Genomic DNA, 14,411 nt, shown 5'->3' with positions numbered 1-14,411 from the left:
AACGCCGAGTCACACGCCCGCCTCGGCCTGCACTTGAAATCTTTCCTCGTAGTTCAGGAAGCCGCCTCTGCCCAACGGCCTGCGGTGCATGCCCGGACAACCGTCGCGCCATGCAATGCACAGGCAGGCTCAGGACCTGAAATCCGCGGCTGTGCGCCCCATGGCCGCAGCCATGCGGTCAAGGCAACCAGCCCACGGTGCCGCAGGCTTTCAACGGCGTTGATTCGCCCCGCACGCGCAGACCGTATCGTTCCTCATCGCCAACGCCGTCGATGACATGCGAAGCACCATCGAACGGCACCACCAGCACAGGCTGGCAGGCGCTGTAGGCACCCGCCACGCCCGGGTTGACGCCGCGTACGACGAACGCGATCCACCGTCCGTCCGGCGACCAGGTCGCACCCTGCATCGACAGTCGCACGTCGTTGTCGCGCGCCAGCCGCCCACCGGGCTCTGTGAGCAGCTTCACCTCGCTGCCGTCGATGCGCGCCGTGAAGAGCAGCCCGAGCGGCACGCGTGTGCGTGTGTCCATCGTCAGCAGCACGTGCCTGCCGTCGGGACTGGCCTTCAGCCGCGCTCCCTCGGGATCAACACCCCGCGGCAGCGCCAATCGGCCCTGCGACACGATGCCGCCGCCGGGCCGAGCGACGACCAGCGTGTCGCCTGCCAGATAGACGTAACGCCCATCGGGCAGCCAGTCGATCGCCTGTGTCGCGCCATCGCTCGGATAGCGCAGCGGTGAGCCGTTGTCGATCAGCTTTAGGCCGCGCGTGATGACGAACAGCCGCGGCTTGCCGTCGCCGTTCGGCCACCAATAGCCCGCCAGCAGGCGTCCGTCGGGCGAGGGAACGGCCGAACGGAATTTCGGATCGAGGCCACGCTCGCGCAGCGGCTGTAACGCAATGCCCCCGTCCTCGCGCAAAGAACGGCCATCGAAGAAGGCCAGGTTGCCAATGGGATCGGTGCGCACCAATGTCCCGCTGCCGCCGGGCTGGCCGGGCCGCCAGACGTCGGCGCTGCTTTGCGCCTCGCCCGCCGGGCTGCGCGGCAGTATCTGCGAACGGCCGCTGGCCAGCTCGATCAGGTGCGTGTCGAAGGCGCGGCCGCGGCCGCTCTCGACGAGCAGCTTGCCCGGCAAGCGCGACGACAAGGTCGTGGGTGGCTCTGCTGCGACGGCCGGCCCAGCGCCCATCGCCATCCAGACCACCACTGTCGCAAGCATCGATCGCAAAGCGAGCCGCGCCCTGCGTCCCGTGTTCAGCAATCCATCATGAGCCATTGCCAACCATCCCTCGCCTTCATGCATTCGTCGATGACGCTCTTCGGACCTCGGCGCCGTTGCCGGTTCCAATGCGCAAGGTCAGATCACCCGTTGCTGGCCGGCGTGGTCGGAGCGGACTGTATCAGCAGCAAAAAAACATTGAAACCTCGTCACACGACTTCCATGCACGCTCAAGTGCACCCGTGGCATGCCGATCGAATCACCTTGAAAATGGCACGATGCTGAACTGGCTCAAAAAGGTCGCGCCGACGCGAGCATCGACGCTGGAGCGGCGGCTCGTCGACTACCCGGCCTACGACCTGCCTCACCCCGGCGGAGGCGAAACGCTGACCCTCTTGCAAGCGCAAGGCAACCTGCATGCCTTGATGACGCAGCGCGAGTCCCGGTTGAAGGCGTTGACCACGCTACTGCGCGACGAGGCCGCCATCGACATCGAGCCCGTGCTGGCGGGGGCCGAGCCCGGCGCGCTGCTCGATGCCTTGCACCTGTGGATGAACGAGGTGATGCCGGCGCTGCACGACCAGCACGCTGCGCTCGCATCCTCTGCGCGCTGGCTGGGCAGCAAGCGCAACGGGGACGAGATCGTCTTCTCGTTCCTGAGTGATCTCGGCCTGCTGCTGGGCGAACTGATCACCCTTGGCCGTCCCAATTTCCAATGGGCGCTGGACCTGGCCCCGCGCAACGGGCGCGCACGGATGCTCAGTTGGCGGCGTCCGGTGCTGCTTGCTCACCGGCCCGACGGCAGCCAGGTCGTGCTGGACGTCGAGGACCTCGTGGTGCACCGGTTCGTCCAGCCGCGCGGGAGCGCGCTGGTGCTCAACGAATGGGGCCGCGTCGTACAGGATGCCCGCTGCGGCCTGTACGACCGGGCGCTCTGAGAGCCCTCGGCGGAAGACGGCCATGCAGCAGCATCAGGACACACAGCAGGTCACGATCACGGCCGCCGCGAGGATCACGTAGACGTAGCGTGCATCCTGCCCCCAGAACACCGGATACCAAGCACAGCAGGTCGCGCAGGGGCCCCCCACCGATGTGCCGGACGCAATCACGACCACGCCAAGCCGGTCCAGCCCCGCGCGGCCCGCTGCAACGACGCCGCTGAGCGCAAACACGGAAAACCCGGTGAAATCCAGCACCTGCAGCAGCACTACGCATCGCTCACCGAGGCTTTCTTGCAGACGGGAATCCGAGCGTCTGGGTGTCGGCGGCATGCGGCAAGAGCTGCCTGTGCCTCAATGCCCGAATGCATGCGGCCAGTCGCAACAGTGGCTCGACGTGGCCTCATGGAATGCGCTCTTCGGATCCTCCTCGCCGATCAATACAACGATATTGTCAAGTGCATCAGCCGGATTGAACCCGAGGCCCTCGCGTGCCATGCCCTTTGAGGGCTCGGCAATGTTCGATCCGGGTCCTACTTGACAGCGCTCCCAGTCAATCATGCACCCTGGACGTATTACGCCCCTCCTGTTTGGCAAGATACAGGGCTTCGTCCGCCGCCTTCAGAAGCTCAGACGGCGTGCTGCAGAGCGAGGGGATTTCGGCCGCCACGCCTAGGCTGACGGATACTTGACCCAACGCCGACGCTGCATGGGGGATCTGCAGATCGATGACAGCAAGCCGTGCCCTTTGCGCGACCTCGAGCGCTCCTTCGGCGTCCGTCGCGGGTAGCAACAGAACCATTTCCTCGCCGCCATAGCGCGCAACAAGCTCCGAGCGCCGGACCGTCGCGCGCAGCGCATGGGCAACCCGACGCAAGCACTCGTCGCCCTCGAGATGGCCGTACAGATCGTTGTACTTCTTGAACTCGTCCACATCGACCATGACGATCGCTAGCGCTGTCTGGCTTGCCTGGGCCTGCGCGAAGGCAAGTAGCAGGCGCGAATCGAAATAGCGGCGGTTGGCCAGCCCCGTCAGCCCGTCTTCCTGGGCGAGATGCTCCAAGCGCTCGTTGGCCTCCGCCAGCGCATCCCGAGCGCTGCGCAAATGTGATTCGGCCACCAGTCGTCTGCGCATCGATCGGATCAGGTAGCGTCCCGACACGCTAACGAGCAGGCACAGGAGAACAACCCAGATCGTTTGATAGATCGACGCGAACTTCCATTCCTTGAGCGCTTCGTACTTGCCCACGGCTACCGTCACACGAAGCGGATAGTTCAACAGGCTTTCGAAACTGATGATCCGGGTAATGCCATCGATAGCGGAGCGCGCTTCGATGGTGCCGGAACGCGATGACTGGAAGCGCCGTTGCAACGGAGAGTCGGTGTTGCGCCTGCCCATATCGGCCTCCCGGAAGGGTCTGCGAACCAGGAGCTGGTCGGTCCCGAACACTGCGATGGATCCCTGCCTACCGATCTGAAAGCGCTCCAGGACAGAGAGCAGGTCCTTGACGCTGAGCGTGACCAGCACCACACCGGCGAACTTGCCGGTCGGGTCGTTGATTCGTCGGGACACCGGGACCACCCACTCGCCGGAAGAGCGGCTTATGATGGGACCGCCAATCAGCGCACGGGCACTCGGATTGGTTCGGTGATAGACAAAATACTCGCGGTCTGAATTATTGCGTGAGCCCGCTGCGATCGCTTCCGAATGGACGAGCCAGCGGCCTTGTTCGTCGTAGACGAAGATTCCCTTGATGGCCTGAATCTCCGACACATGGTTCACGAGGACCGGCTGAAGGCGCTCGAGTGTCTCGGGCACGACGTCCGCACGTTCGAGTTCGAAGACGATGCCGGAGATGATGTGCTCGGCCAGGGCGACGGTACTTTCGACTTGCTGACTGACCGCGCGCGCCAGATTGGTGTTCGCCCGCGCAATCTGCTCGTCTTCTGCCGCGCGAGCGCGCATGATCAACCAACCATTCATGACCAGCAATGCCCCGCACACGAAGATCACAAACAGAGTAGTGCCGTGGATCACGCGGCTTCTTTGCCTATCCGATTCTCGAGTGAGAGAAGCCGCATCGTCGTTCGTCCATGAGCCGAAGGACGTGTCCGGAGTCTTCTCACGTAGCGTGGGAGAGGAAGCTTTTCTCATCGGCGGGATGGCTCCACGAAGCAGCATCGAGCGTCAGGCTCGGACCAGATATATCCGCGCGAATCTGAACATCGCAGCAGCCAAGTTCATATTGCGCTGGGCAGATCAACCATAGCCTTCGCAAGACCTCGACGCTGTGAGATGAGACCGCTTTCTGCATGCTGCGCCACCTGAGACCGCGCGAGTAAAGCTCCTGCCGTTGCGTCCCCCCGCGCGGCAAGCTCTCAAGCGACTCCATCGCTGAACGTACCGATGGATGAATCGCCGTCCTCTGCGGTACATCGGAACGACTGACGATCTCGTACGCAGGCGAAAACCATGCATTCGAAGGTTCGCGCGCGTTGCGAATTCCGCCAAATTTCTTAAAGGGCTGCGAACGACCTGCCTCTGATCTCCGTAGCACAGTCCCAGAGCGGTCGGGCGGCCATCTCTCATTGCGTAGGTACGCTTCATGCTTTCGAGCCTGGATCGTCAAGTCCTGACGCCTCGCAGCAAGGAAGCCGCCGTCCCGACACATCTGGCAGTGCCTGCAGACACTGGAGGGAGATATAGCTATGAGCGGTCAGCGCCGCAGTCTCGCCCTGCAGCGCAGTCGCTGCGCCTACCGGCATGCGCCGAACTCTCGGGCGGCTTCACACTGGCCCTGGGCGAGCGGCGGCAACGCCAAGTCAAGAGTTTGGTGAAGGGCTCGATCGGGCGTGCCTGTGCATTGATGAAGTGACGGGTGACTCCGACATCGAGCTTCAACACGCAAGCGCAGCGCCACAGTTGAGGAAGGGCCGCTGCAGAAGACCGAACCGACCCAAGCGGCCTCCTACGTCAGTCGAGTTGGCATTGCTCCGATCGATTCGCAAAAGCGAAATGGATTCAGGCCAGGCTCGGGGGCCTCTCCTTGAGCCAGAGCCCAAAATCCATCATCACACTTACCACGGGCCTGAGGCGCTCGCCATCGACCGTCAACTCGTATTCGACTTTTACGGGAGCAGTTTGGTGCACCGTGCGCCTGACGAGGCCTGCTTCTTCGAGTGCTCGAAGGTCGAGGGTAAGGGACCGCGGGGAGATACGCGGCAAGTCCCGACGCAGTTCATTGAATCGCTTCGGCCCGTCGACGAGATAGGACACCAGAAGCAGCCGCCAGCGTCCGCCCAGCAAGCGCATGGCCTCTTCGACAGAGCAGCCGGAGACGTTCGATTTCATAGCACATCCACCAGAGAAGGTCCGCCGGTATAGTTTTTTAACCTATGTGCAATTTTATTGCCTTCTTCCAAATCTATCCCTGGTGCATAGCATCGTCCTCAGGTGCTCTGTTTCGGAGGCGCCACTTTCTGCAACCACCACGGAAATTCTATGAGGCTGTACTACATGCCAGGCGCTTGCTCACTGTCACCACACATCGTCGCCAATGAACTTGGCTTGGACGTGAGCTTGGTCAAGGTTGACTACAAAACCCACAGGACAGTCGACGGCCGCGACTTTCGCGAACTCAGCCCCTTTGGCTACGTTCCCTTGCTTGAACTCGATGACGGCACTTTGCTGCGTGAAGGCCCCGCGATCGTTCAGTACCTTGCCGACCTGAAGCCCGAGTCGCAACTGGCTCCCTCGAATGGCACCATGGATCGCTATCGATTGCAGGAGTGGCTGAGCTTCCTCACCTCGGAGATCCACAAGGGCTTCATCCCGCTCCTGTACGCGGGGCTAGCTGGCAAGTACGGCGCCGGGACGGCCAAGCCGAAACTGGAAAAGCGCTACGCCTGGCTGGACGAGCAACTGCTCGGCAAGGACTACCTGATGGGAGATATCTACACCGTGGCCGACGCGTACCTGTACTCGCTCACGCAGTGGGGGCAAGCGTCGTGGCTGGAATCGGTTTACAAGACCAACATCCACTTCGACGGTCTGCAGAATCTCAAATACTGGTACGAACGGATGCGTGCGAGACCCGCAGTGCGCAGGTCGCTGGACGCGGAAGGTCTCAAGTAGGCATCAGCAGGAGCGCCACAGCCAAGGGTCGGGCCATTCGTGCAGTATGAAAACGTGCCAAGGCAAGCAACTTCTGGATGCTTGGCCCTTGCTCATGCAGGGAAAATCGATCCTGGGGCGAGCCGCGGGATCGATATTGCTCGAAGGCTTGCCGCATAGTCTCGACTTGAAGCCGCCAATGGCGGCCCCGTAGAACGCATGAATGCTGTCACCGAAAGTCGCACCTTGGTCCAAGATGCCTTTGCCAATCCCAAAAGTTGGGCGTCGAGCATGGCAACGGCGGAGGCGGTTCTACGCAAGGCGTTGAATGACGCACCTGACGATGTTGCCCTGCTCACATGCCTTGGCGCGGTGCTTTGTGATCAAGGCAAACACCGGCACGCTGCTGAGTTGCTCGAAAAGGCTGTGCGACTTGGTTCGACCGACAGAAACACGCACTACAACCTCGGCGTCGCGTTGCTCGCGTCCGCTCGCCCGGCGCAGGCAACGGCTGCATTCAAGAGGGCCAAGGGCTTCACTGCTTCGCCCAGGACTTGGGAAGCGTATTTTGATGCGCAGGCTCAATAGAGAGATCGACGATCGCGTGGAGGCTTTGGGTGTCTTGGGCACACCGCGAACGAAACTCGAACGGCCGCCAGCACAGCGTCCAGGCATGGTCAGTGGCAAAGAGGGCGATGCTGGCGAGCAGGCCAGATGACGGGTTGCGGTGATTTATATCTCGATATCAAGTATCTTGACATCGAATTAAATATTCGACATAGTGCCGGTGCGAGGGGCATGGGTAGCCGGTTAGGTAGAACTTTGCACAGAGATGGATATGAAGGATCGGGCAAAGCGCGCGCAGGAAGAGTGGGAGCGGGAACGGCCGGACGTCGATGCCAAGGTCATGGCTCTGATAGGACGATTGCTGGAAGCGACCCAGCTCCTTGAGCGCGACTGGTTCTCTCCGCTTGCCGCGCAGTTCCAGCTGCACCAGGGCGAATTCGACGTCATCGCCACTTTGCGTCGTGCGGGAGCGCCTTACGCTTTGACGCCCACGAAACTGTATGAAGGACTGATGCTGTCGTCGGGCGCCATGACCAGTCGTCTGGACCGACTGGAACGCAAGGGGCTGATTGAGCGCGCGCCCACTCCCAGCGACCGACGAAGTATCTTGGTGAGACTCACGCCTGCCGGATTGGCGCTCATCGAAAGGCTTCTGCCGTTGCACGTCGCCAATGAGCAACTCGCATTGGCATCGCTGAGCCAGAAGGATCAGAAGCAACTCGGTGATTTGCTGACCAAGCTCGTCGCCGGCCTGCGCAAGAAGCCTTCAACTTGACGGTGATTGATCATGACGGCGAATGTCCGCGCTTGAACCTCCCTCAGGTGATTCAATCGTGGTACCGCGGTCGCAAGTTCTGTTCGGGCTTTTCGGCATGACCTTTCATTGCCAGCACAAGCCCCTGCGTTGCAAGACCTCAGGCCGCAGCCCACTCCAGTGCCTGGCCCACGCGGTCCAGCGCGGCGGCAAGCTCTGCGTTCGTCGCGAGGCCGAAGCCGAGGCGGAATACACGAGGTTCGTCACCGAACCAGGGGCCGGGTGCAAGGCGGACATCACATTCGTGCAATGCCGTCCGAAAGTGCTGAAGCGCCGCGTCGTCATAGACCTGCGGCTTCAGCCGCACGCAGCACAGCGCGCCAGCGTCCGGGGGCACCCATTCGATCCGTTCGGCATGGCGACCGATCCAGGCTTCGAGCGTTCCCAGGTTGTGCGCGAGATGCTGCCGCCGAGCGGCGACAATGTGCTCCCCTTGCTTCAGGACCGCGACTGCCAGTGCTTCGTCCAGTGGCGAGCACGAGATCACGGTGTTGAACTTCGCCGTGACCAGCGATTGCCGCAACGTCGCGTCGCGCACGATCGCCCAGCCGATGCGCAGCCCCGCGGCGCCATGGCACTTGGAGAGCGACGCCACGGTGACCACCCGAGGTCCCAGCGCGCTGGCGCTGGGTGCCGTCGGATCAACGCCGTAAGCCGCCTCGCGGTAGGTCTCATCGACGATCAGCCACGCGTCAGGTGCGTGGGCGCGCATGAGCTCGGCCACCTCGTGCAGCATCGAAGGCGATATCGCGACACCCGACGGATTCTGCGGCGAAGCGAGACTCACGATCCGGGTCTTCGGCGACAGCAGCGCCTGCAGCGCCCGAACATCGAGCCGGTAGCCAGTGTCGAAGTTCAGCGCCAGCGAGCGCACGGTCGCGCCAACTGCGCCGAGCGCATTGCGTACGAGCGGAAAGGCCGGCTGCGCGATCACTGCTTCGTCGCCTGGCCTGCAGAGCGTAAGGGCAAGGAGAAATAGTGCATGCATGCCTCCGACGGTGATGACCACATCGCCCGCATTCACGTCGTAACGGGTGGCGATCTGCGCACGCAGCGCCGCATCGCCCGCCGCAGTGCCGTAGCCCAGCTGAAGCGCGCCGAGCTCTGCGCGGTCCGAATCGAACAGCGCGTCGAGTCGGAGGTTCGGCCCCACGCTCTCGGCCAGGTCGTGACGCGGCGCGCTCGAAATCAGCGAGATGATGTCGTTGTTCGGAAATCGATCCATAGCTTCTTGTATTCGTCTTGTGTGGCTGCCATCGATGGTGCGAGCTTTCAGGCGTAGATAACAGCCACAGTTTTTTGAAATTCGCACGGAGACAGTTGAAGCCATGTCGTTTGAAGCACGCCCCACCGGTGATTCCGATTCACGACTCGCTACACGGTTTCGCTACGAAGAGCTCGCCGATTTCATTGCTGGACTCGTCGAAAGCGGCACTTTGCCCGCTGGAAGCCGCGCGCCGTCATTGCGTGAAATCAGCGCCCAGCACCGTGCAAGCCTGAACACTGTGGTGCAGGCCTACAAGGTGCTCGAGGATCGCGGGGTGCTTGAGGTGCGACCGCGGTCGGGCTACTACGTTGCGCGCATGTCCGCAGCGTTGCCGCTGCCGGCTCCCCCGCGCCCGCCGCTGCATCCGACCAAGGTGGCGGTGTCGGGCCTGATGCTGCAACTGCTCGAGAACGCATCGAACGAGGCCTACGTACCGCTGGGCTGCGCCATACCGAGCGCGCGGATCCTTGCCTCCTCGAAACTCGACCGCATCCTGGCGCGCACCGCACGCGTGAAGGGCTCGCTCCTCAACACCTACTCGCCGCCGCGCGGTGAGCTGCCGCTGCGCATGGAAATTGCGCGCCGCGCCATGCGCTTCGGACAGGCGCTTTCGCCCGACGCCATCGCCGTCACCTGCGGCTGCACCGAAGCCCTGGCACTCGCACTCGATGCGGTCACCGAACCTGGCGATGCGGTCGCGATCGAGTCGCCGACATACTTTGGCCTCCTCCAAGTGTTACGCATGCGCGGCCTCCGGGTTGTGGAGCTGCCAACCGATGCCGAGACCGGCGTGGTGGTCAACGCGCTGCGCGAGGTGCTCGTCGCAGGCCGGGTGCGCGCCTGCGTCCTGGCCTCAAGCTTCCAGAATCCGATGGGATTCACGATGTCGTTGGAGAATCGCCGCGAAGTGCTGCGCCTGCTTGCGACGCACCGCGTGCCACTGATCGAAGACGACGTCTACGGTGACATTCATTTCGGCAAGGAGCGGCCGATTCCCTTCAGTGCGCTCGATCGCCACGACAACACCATCTACTGTGGTTCATTCTCGAAGACGCTGGCGCCGGGCTATCGAATCGGGTGGGTCGTGCCGGGGCGTCACATGGCACGCGTGCTCGAGAGCAAACTCGCCTCGACGCTAGCCACTCCGGTGCTGGCACAGACTGCGCTTGCAGAATTTCTCTCTAACGGCGACTACGACCGTCATCTGCGCCGCCTGCGCCGTCAATTCGCCGACACGCTGGAGCGCATGTCGCGCACCATCGGACAGGCCTTTCCGCCGGGCACCACGGTCACGCGACCAGAAGGTAATTTCGTGTTGTGGCTTGAGTTGCCCAAGACTGTCGACACACGGGCGTTGTTCGTGCAAGCGCTGAAGAAAGGGGTGTGCTTCGCTCCCGGCGTGGTGTTCTCAGCGAGTGGGCGCTATGCGCACTGCATGCGGCTGAGTGGGGGCTACGGATGGGACGCGCGCATCGAGAAGGGCCTGCGTACATTGGGAGCGCTCGCAGCGGAAGCGTTGCGCTGAGCAAGGACGATGTTGCAGAGACGGCGAAGTCAAGTTGTTCAGCCTGGCATCGACAAGCTGCATCGATGCAGCACATGATCATCCCGCCGTGTAGTCCTACTGGGCGTGCGAGTTGCGGGTGCGTCCGGCCGAGAAGGCCGGCGCGACACACGTCAAAGCGATCAAGGCACGCAAGCAGTCGCCGCTTTACCCCCGCTACCGTTACGACGACCGGGCAATCGGACAGAGTCCATTGACACCGACAATCGCAGGCTGCTCACGCATTACGACGGGGCCAATCAACTCGTCGACGTGCAGGTGTTCGACCAGGCCGCCAGTCGCATCTGTAGCTACGCCTATGACGCCCATGACGCCATGGCCGACGTATGCGCAAGTTCGTCAAAGAGCACATTCATCCCGAGGGCCAAGAAAGCAAAACAGTCTACGAATGGGATGGCGACAGACTGATACGCACCGAGCACACCCGCCCAGACCGCAAGCAAACCACGCATACGACCTACGAACTGGGCAGCTTCACGCCGCTGGGCACGGCTTGGCCTGAGTGGCACCGCGCCGGCGGCCGGAATCATCCGGCCGACGCTTCGAGCGTGTTGTTCATCAGCTCTCGTTGGTAGCTGCGCGAAACCCGCGATGCCCGTACATGGGCCCGGACCGAGGGACAGAGTCAACGCGCGATCCACAGGGCAACTATGCCGTGGCAACCATCAGCACACCATCGATAGCAAAGATGAAGAGCATCGGTCCCTCGAGCACGGGCCACGCACCGGCTTCCTGACGACGGTGCTTTCCCAGCATCAGGACGTTCACCATGAACTGGCTCGCATGCGCCAGGGCCAGCGCCGCAGCGAACAGCGCCCGCTGACCGCGTTCGGGGAAAAGGTCTGCGGACACGAGCAGCAACAGGCAGAACACTGCGAACGCCAGGTTGAGCCCGCCTAGGAAGCGGATCGCGTCGCTGAGCGTATGGAACAACGGACTCGTGCGTTGAGCGCGCGCAGCGAGCATCCGGGCCGCGGCGTGCGGGCGCAACGAAAAATGAAACGCACCCATCCCGAACCACAGGGTGTTCAGGGCCAAGAGGATCGTCCAGCCTGCCAGTTGCATCGCCTTCACTTTAAGGTCAATAATATTGACATGAAAGATGCTACCGAAAAATCGCCGCCCACCGAAGCCCCCGCGATCAGTGGACTGCAAGTGCTCCAGGCCATGCAGGCCGGGCGCATCGAGCGATCGAGCATCGCGCACACGATGCCCATGCAATTGACGAGCGTTCAGCCAGGCGAGGTCTGCATGACCGTCACGCCCGACGCGCGCCACCTGAATCCGGCGGGCATGGTGCACGGTGGCTTCGCGGCGACCTGCCTCGATGGCGCGGCCGCGCTGGCGCTTTTTTCTGCGTTGGACGCCGGCACGCCATATTCGACCGTGGACCTCAACGTGAAGTACGTGCGCCCACTGGTGGCCGGCATCGGCTATGTGGCCACCGCCCGCTTGCTCGAGAAGACGCGCAGCATGGGCGTATGCAATGCGGAGATTCGCGGCCAGGACGGCAAGCTGCATGCACTCGCTTCGGCGACGCTGATGATCAAGCCGGCCTGAGCATGCACTCATCGCGTGGTGAACTGCTGCATCCCGTGCGCGGGTGCTGTGCGGCCTTCGCGGCGCGCGATCTCGATGCGCTGTGCGCGCTGGTGACGCCCGACTCCGAGTTCGAAGCCCCCGGGCTCCCCGATTTCATGCCGTGGGCGGGTGCCCATCATGGACACGACGGCGTCCGCAGGTTCGTTGCCGCCCTGGATGCGCACCTGATCTTCCACGCCTTCGAACCCGCGCGCTTCCTCGTCGACGAAGAGGCCGCATCAGCGGTCGCGGCCGGCAAGGCCGTGTGCACGTCACGCGCAACGCAGCGCCGCTACGACAATCAATGGGCACATCTCTTCGAAGTGGCAGCCGGCAGGGTCGCTCGGTTTCGCGAGTACCCCGACACGGCTGCACAGCTCGCCGCGATCCACCCCTGGTGGCCCGCCGGCCCGCTGTCTGTCCACGGCCGCTAGGCCAGCCGGGCCAGCGCGGTCATCACCTTGCGCCAGGCGTCCTGCTCATTGGGCGACACCGTCTGCAGTGCGGATTCCATCGCCTCGCGTTCGTTTTTCGAGGCCTGCTTCTCGATGCGCGCGCCCAGCGCCGTCAGCCGCAGCCTCTTCGAGCGGTGCTCGTTCGCATCGCGTTCGGCCACGACGTAGCCGGCGTCCTGAAGGAACTTGAGAGGGCGGTGCATCGCCTGCTTCGTCACGCCCAGGAGTTCGATCAGCTGCCCGATCGAGATGCCTTCGGCGCGCGCCACCGCGTAAAGCAGGCGATGGTGCACGCGCGAGAGGCCGTGCTCCGCCAGGAAGGCATCGGCCTTGACCACGAGGCCCCGAAAGGCGAAGTGCATGAGCAGCAACGCGCCATCCTGTGGATGGAGTTCGCGCATGCCCGCACGGGCAACGCGCGGCAGTTCGAAAGCCGGGTTCGGCACATGAATCGGCTTGGAGGAAGTCTTGGGCATACCTTGTCGTCACGCACGGGGCCATGCTCGGCGCGCCGGCGCAGCTTTTTCCGCGATGTGGCCGCGGAATCGCATCCGGCCAGTTGGCACGTCGGGAATGCCAGCAATCTCGACCCGCTTGGAAGCGCGGCAGTGGAGTTCACCAACCATCGCACAAGCATAGCGCAGCGTTCGCAGCACGTGCCGTTTCTCGCGCGAGGAAGTGGTCGGCTGGGCCAGCTTGCCGATCAGCTGTGCGAAGACCACAGCCGCGCGAACTCGGTCGAGAGCAACTACCTGGCCTCGCGCACGGGCCGCAGGTGGATCTCGGCACGGCGATTGTGCATGCGCCCACTTCTGTGGCATTGCTTGCAACCGGTTGGGTCTGCCCCCGCCCCTCGGGCGATCCAACGCTCTTTCGCGACGCGTGATCGACCAGATAGGCCTCGACGCTCCGCGCACGGGGTTGCGACAGGGTCATGTAGCGATCGGATTGCCGGCGCTGTCCGCATGGCCGACCACGCAGGCGGTGACGCCAGGTTCCTGCGCGATGGTCTGGGCCACCTGGTCAAGCACGCGGCGAAATGCGGTCTGATCGTCGCACTGTCCGTATCGAAGGCGACCTGGCTGGGAACGCTGACCTTCAGGGAGCCGCCCGGCTGTTCGATGAACCGCGTGCCGGCATCGACTGTCCGGCGGTTGAGCTTGTTGCGAATGCTGCTCCAGTTGTAGCCGAGGCCTGCTGTAGCGACCGCCCCCGCTGCAGCGCCGATGACCGTGCTCTTCTTGTCGCGGCCGATCGCTCGCCGGCTCCAGTCTCACACGAGCACCGGGCCGAAGCGCAAACACACTTTCAGGGCCAACAGCGCTCGACGCAGGCCCTCCTGCGCCTGGCGCTGCTGCCGGCATCCGCTCGGCTATCCTTCGCCCGCCGCGGCCGCAGGCGCTTTGCCTTTGCCGTGCCAGCGATGAACGCCAGACCGATCCACCTCTTGCCTGAGAGAAAGACCTCGCTCCATGTTCCGAACCTTGCTCAAGTCCAAGATCCACCGCGTCGCGGTCACAGACTGCGAACTGCACTACGAGGGCTCGTGCGCCATCGACGAGGACCTGCTCGATGCGGCCAACCTGGCCGAGAACGAGCAGGTCCACATCTGGAACATCAACAACGGCGAGCGTTTCGTCACCTACGCCATCCGTGGCGAGAGGGGAAGCGGCATCATCTCGGTCAACGGCTCGGCCGCACGCCGTGCGTCGGTCGGCGACCTGATCATCATTGCGGCCTTCGGCCTGGTGCCGGAAGACCATGTGAAGAGCTACCAGCCCAAGCTGGTGTTCGTGGACGGTGCCAATCGCATCAAGGAAGAGCGCGCCCACATCCCGGTGCAGGCCGCCTCGGGCGAAGCTGCCATCGCCTGAAGACGCCGAGCACCC

The 14,411-nt window shown here is 63.3% G+C and carries 17 protein-coding genes; 10 read left to right on the top strand and 7 right to left on the bottom strand.

Features of this window, described 5'->3' with window-relative positions:
• Positions 1 to 178: 178 nt before the first annotated feature.
• Complete coding sequence (locus ABL838_RS33675) at positions 179 to 1,306, bottom strand: hypothetical protein (RefSeq protein ID WP_418126087.1); 1,128 nt, start codon at positions 1,304 to 1,306, stop codon at positions 179 to 181.
• A 194-nt stretch (positions 1,307 to 1,500) separates the two neighbouring features.
• Between ABL838_RS33675 and ABL838_RS33670 the strand changes: the two genes are divergently transcribed.
• Complete coding sequence (locus ABL838_RS33670) at positions 1,501 to 2,160, top strand: hypothetical protein (RefSeq protein WP_418126086.1); 660 nt, start codon at positions 1,501 to 1,503, stop codon at positions 2,158 to 2,160.
• A 33-nt stretch (positions 2,161 to 2,193) separates the two neighbouring features.
• Here ABL838_RS33670 and ABL838_RS33665 read toward each other — a convergent pair whose 3' ends face one another.
• The 3 genes from ABL838_RS33665 to ABL838_RS33655 form a co-directional block, all read right to left on the bottom strand.
• Positions 2,194 to 2,430, bottom strand: coding sequence for a TRIC cation channel family protein (locus tag ABL838_RS33665; protein ID WP_418126085.1), 237 nt, complete (start codon positions 2,428 to 2,430; stop codon positions 2,194 to 2,196).
• Between the two features lie 283 nt (positions 2,431 to 2,713).
• Positions 2,714 to 4,198 carry a diguanylate cyclase gene (locus ABL838_RS33660; protein ID WP_418126084.1) on the bottom strand — a complete coding sequence of 495 codons (1,485 nt, stop codon included), beginning with the start codon at positions 4,196 to 4,198 and terminating at the stop codon, positions 2,714 to 2,716.
• 984 nt (positions 4,199 to 5,182) lie between these two features.
• Positions 5,183 to 5,512 (bottom strand): winged helix-turn-helix transcriptional regulator, encoded by a 330-nt coding sequence (locus tag ABL838_RS33655; RefSeq protein WP_418126083.1) that lies wholly within the window; start codon positions 5,510 to 5,512, stop codon positions 5,183 to 5,185.
• A gap of 150 nt (positions 5,513 to 5,662) precedes the next feature.
• On the opposite strand from ABL838_RS33655, the gene gstA reads away from it, so the two are divergent.
• From gstA to ABL838_RS33640, 3 genes are all read left to right on the top strand, one after another.
• A complete protein-coding gene (gene gstA / locus ABL838_RS33650) occupies positions 5,663 to 6,295 on the top strand; it encodes a glutathione transferase GstA (protein ID WP_418126082.1) in 633 nt (210 codons plus the stop codon).
• A 198-nt stretch (positions 6,296 to 6,493) separates the two neighbouring features.
• Entirely contained in the window at positions 6,494 to 6,862 is a 369-nt protein-coding gene (locus ABL838_RS33645) for a hypothetical protein (protein WP_418126081.1), read from the top strand.
• A 250-nt stretch (positions 6,863 to 7,112) separates the two neighbouring features.
• Positions 7,113 to 7,616, top strand: a complete 504-nt coding sequence (locus ABL838_RS33640; protein ID WP_418126559.1) for a MarR family winged helix-turn-helix transcriptional regulator — start codon at positions 7,113 to 7,115, stop codon at positions 7,614 to 7,616.
• 139 nt (positions 7,617 to 7,755) lie between these two features.
• Here the strand turns inward: ABL838_RS33640 and ABL838_RS33635 are convergent, their stop codons facing one another.
• Entirely contained in the window at positions 7,756 to 8,880 is a 1,125-nt protein-coding gene (locus tag ABL838_RS33635; protein ID WP_418126080.1) for a pyridoxal phosphate-dependent aminotransferase, read from the bottom strand.
• Positions 8,881 to 8,983: 103 nt separating this feature from the next.
• On the opposite strand from ABL838_RS33635, the gene ABL838_RS33630 reads away from it, so the two are divergent.
• Together ABL838_RS33630 and ABL838_RS33625 are read left to right on the top strand one after the other, a co-directional pair.
• Complete coding sequence (locus ABL838_RS33630) at positions 8,984 to 10,447, top strand: PLP-dependent aminotransferase family protein (RefSeq protein WP_418126079.1); 1,464 nt, start codon at positions 8,984 to 8,986, stop codon at positions 10,445 to 10,447.
• A 365-nt stretch (positions 10,448 to 10,812) separates the two neighbouring features.
• Positions 10,813 to 11,061, top strand: a complete 249-nt coding sequence (locus tag ABL838_RS33625) for a hypothetical protein (protein WP_418126077.1) — start codon at positions 10,813 to 10,815, stop codon at positions 11,059 to 11,061.
• Between the two features lie 73 nt (positions 11,062 to 11,134).
• Here the strand turns inward: ABL838_RS33625 and ABL838_RS33620 are convergent, their stop codons facing one another.
• Positions 11,135 to 11,551 (bottom strand): hypothetical protein, encoded by a 417-nt coding sequence (locus ABL838_RS33620; RefSeq protein WP_418126076.1) that lies wholly within the window; start codon positions 11,549 to 11,551, stop codon positions 11,135 to 11,137.
• A 30-nt stretch (positions 11,552 to 11,581) separates the two neighbouring features.
• On the opposite strand from ABL838_RS33620, the gene ABL838_RS33615 reads away from it, so the two are divergent.
• Both ABL838_RS33615 and ABL838_RS33610 read left to right on the top strand, forming a co-directional pair.
• On the top strand, positions 11,582 to 12,046 hold the full coding sequence (locus tag ABL838_RS33615; protein ID WP_418126075.1) for a PaaI family thioesterase: 465 nt from the start codon (positions 11,582 to 11,584) through the stop codon (positions 12,044 to 12,046).
• Between the two features lie 2 nt (positions 12,047 to 12,048).
• The gene (locus ABL838_RS33610; protein ID WP_418126074.1) at positions 12,049 to 12,501 is read left to right on the top strand and encodes a nuclear transport factor 2 family protein; all 453 of its coding nucleotides are present in this window, start codon (positions 12,049 to 12,051) and stop codon (positions 12,499 to 12,501) included.
• Here the strand turns inward: ABL838_RS33610 and ABL838_RS33605 are convergent.
• Entirely contained in the window at positions 12,498 to 12,998 is a 501-nt protein-coding gene (locus ABL838_RS33605; protein ID WP_418126073.1) for a MarR family winged helix-turn-helix transcriptional regulator, read from the bottom strand. The genes ABL838_RS33610 and ABL838_RS33605 overlap by 4 nt on opposite strands.
• A gap of 489 nt (positions 12,999 to 13,487) precedes the next feature.
• Between ABL838_RS33605 and ABL838_RS33600 the strand changes: the two genes are divergently transcribed.
• The gene (locus tag ABL838_RS33600; RefSeq protein WP_418126072.1) at positions 13,488 to 13,709 is read left to right on the top strand and encodes a hypothetical protein; all 222 of its coding nucleotides are present in this window, start codon (positions 13,488 to 13,490) and stop codon (positions 13,707 to 13,709) included.
• A 285-nt stretch (positions 13,710 to 13,994) separates the two neighbouring features.
• Positions 13,995 to 14,396, top strand: coding sequence for an aspartate 1-decarboxylase (gene panD / locus ABL838_RS33595; RefSeq protein ID WP_184642643.1), 402 nt, complete (start codon positions 13,995 to 13,997; stop codon positions 14,394 to 14,396).
• The last annotated feature ends 15 nt before the right edge of the window (positions 14,397 to 14,411 follow it).

It is taken from the genome of Variovorax sp. 160MFSha2.1, from assembly GCF_048305075.1.
GTDB classification, from domain to species: domain Bacteria; phylum Pseudomonadota; class Gammaproteobacteria; order Burkholderiales; family Burkholderiaceae_C; genus Variovorax; species Variovorax guangxiensis.
This window is presented reverse-complemented; position numbering and strand designations above follow the sequence as displayed.

Excerpts from the sequence above, each read along its gene's own strand:
- ABL838_RS33675 (WP_418126087.1), bottom strand. The coding sequence starts at position 1,306 with ATGCATGAAGGCGAGGGATGGTTGGCAATGGCTCATGATGGATTGCTG.
- ABL838_RS33670 (WP_418126086.1), top strand. The coding sequence starts at position 1,501 with ATGCTGAACTGGCTCAAAAAGGTCGCGCCGACGCGAGCATCGACGCTG.
- ABL838_RS33655 (WP_418126083.1), bottom strand. The coding sequence starts at position 5,512 with ATGAAATCGAACGTCTCCGGCTGCTCTGTCGAAGAGGCCATGCGCTTG.
- gstA (WP_418126082.1), top strand. The coding sequence starts at position 5,663 with ATGAGGCTGTACTACATGCCAGGCGCTTGCTCACTGTCACCACACATC.
- ABL838_RS33645 (WP_418126081.1), top strand. The coding sequence starts at position 6,494 with ATGAATGCTGTCACCGAAAGTCGCACCTTGGTCCAAGATGCCTTTGCC.
- ABL838_RS33640 (WP_418126559.1), top strand. The coding sequence starts at position 7,113 with ATGAAGGATCGGGCAAAGCGCGCGCAGGAAGAGTGGGAGCGGGAACGG.
- ABL838_RS33635 (WP_418126080.1), bottom strand. The coding sequence starts at position 8,880 with ATGGATCGATTTCCGAACAACGACATCATCTCGCTGATTTCGAGCGCG.
- ABL838_RS33630 (WP_418126079.1), top strand. The coding sequence starts at position 8,984 with ATGTCGTTTGAAGCACGCCCCACCGGTGATTCCGATTCACGACTCGCT.
- ABL838_RS33625 (WP_418126077.1), top strand. The coding sequence starts at position 10,813 with ATGCGCAAGTTCGTCAAAGAGCACATTCATCCCGAGGGCCAAGAAAGC.
- ABL838_RS33620 (WP_418126076.1), bottom strand. The coding sequence starts at position 11,551 with ATGCAACTGGCAGGCTGGACGATCCTCTTGGCCCTGAACACCCTGTGG.
- ABL838_RS33615 (WP_418126075.1), top strand. The coding sequence starts at position 11,582 with ATGAAAGATGCTACCGAAAAATCGCCGCCCACCGAAGCCCCCGCGATC.
- ABL838_RS33610 (WP_418126074.1), top strand. The coding sequence starts at position 12,049 with ATGCACTCATCGCGTGGTGAACTGCTGCATCCCGTGCGCGGGTGCTGT.
- ABL838_RS33605 (WP_418126073.1), bottom strand. The coding sequence starts at position 12,998 with ATGCCCAAGACTTCCTCCAAGCCGATTCATGTGCCGAACCCGGCTTTC.
- ABL838_RS33600 (WP_418126072.1), top strand. The coding sequence starts at position 13,488 with ATGGCCGACCACGCAGGCGGTGACGCCAGGTTCCTGCGCGATGGTCTG.
- panD (WP_184642643.1), top strand. The coding sequence starts at position 13,995 with ATGTTCCGAACCTTGCTCAAGTCCAAGATCCACCGCGTCGCGGTCACA.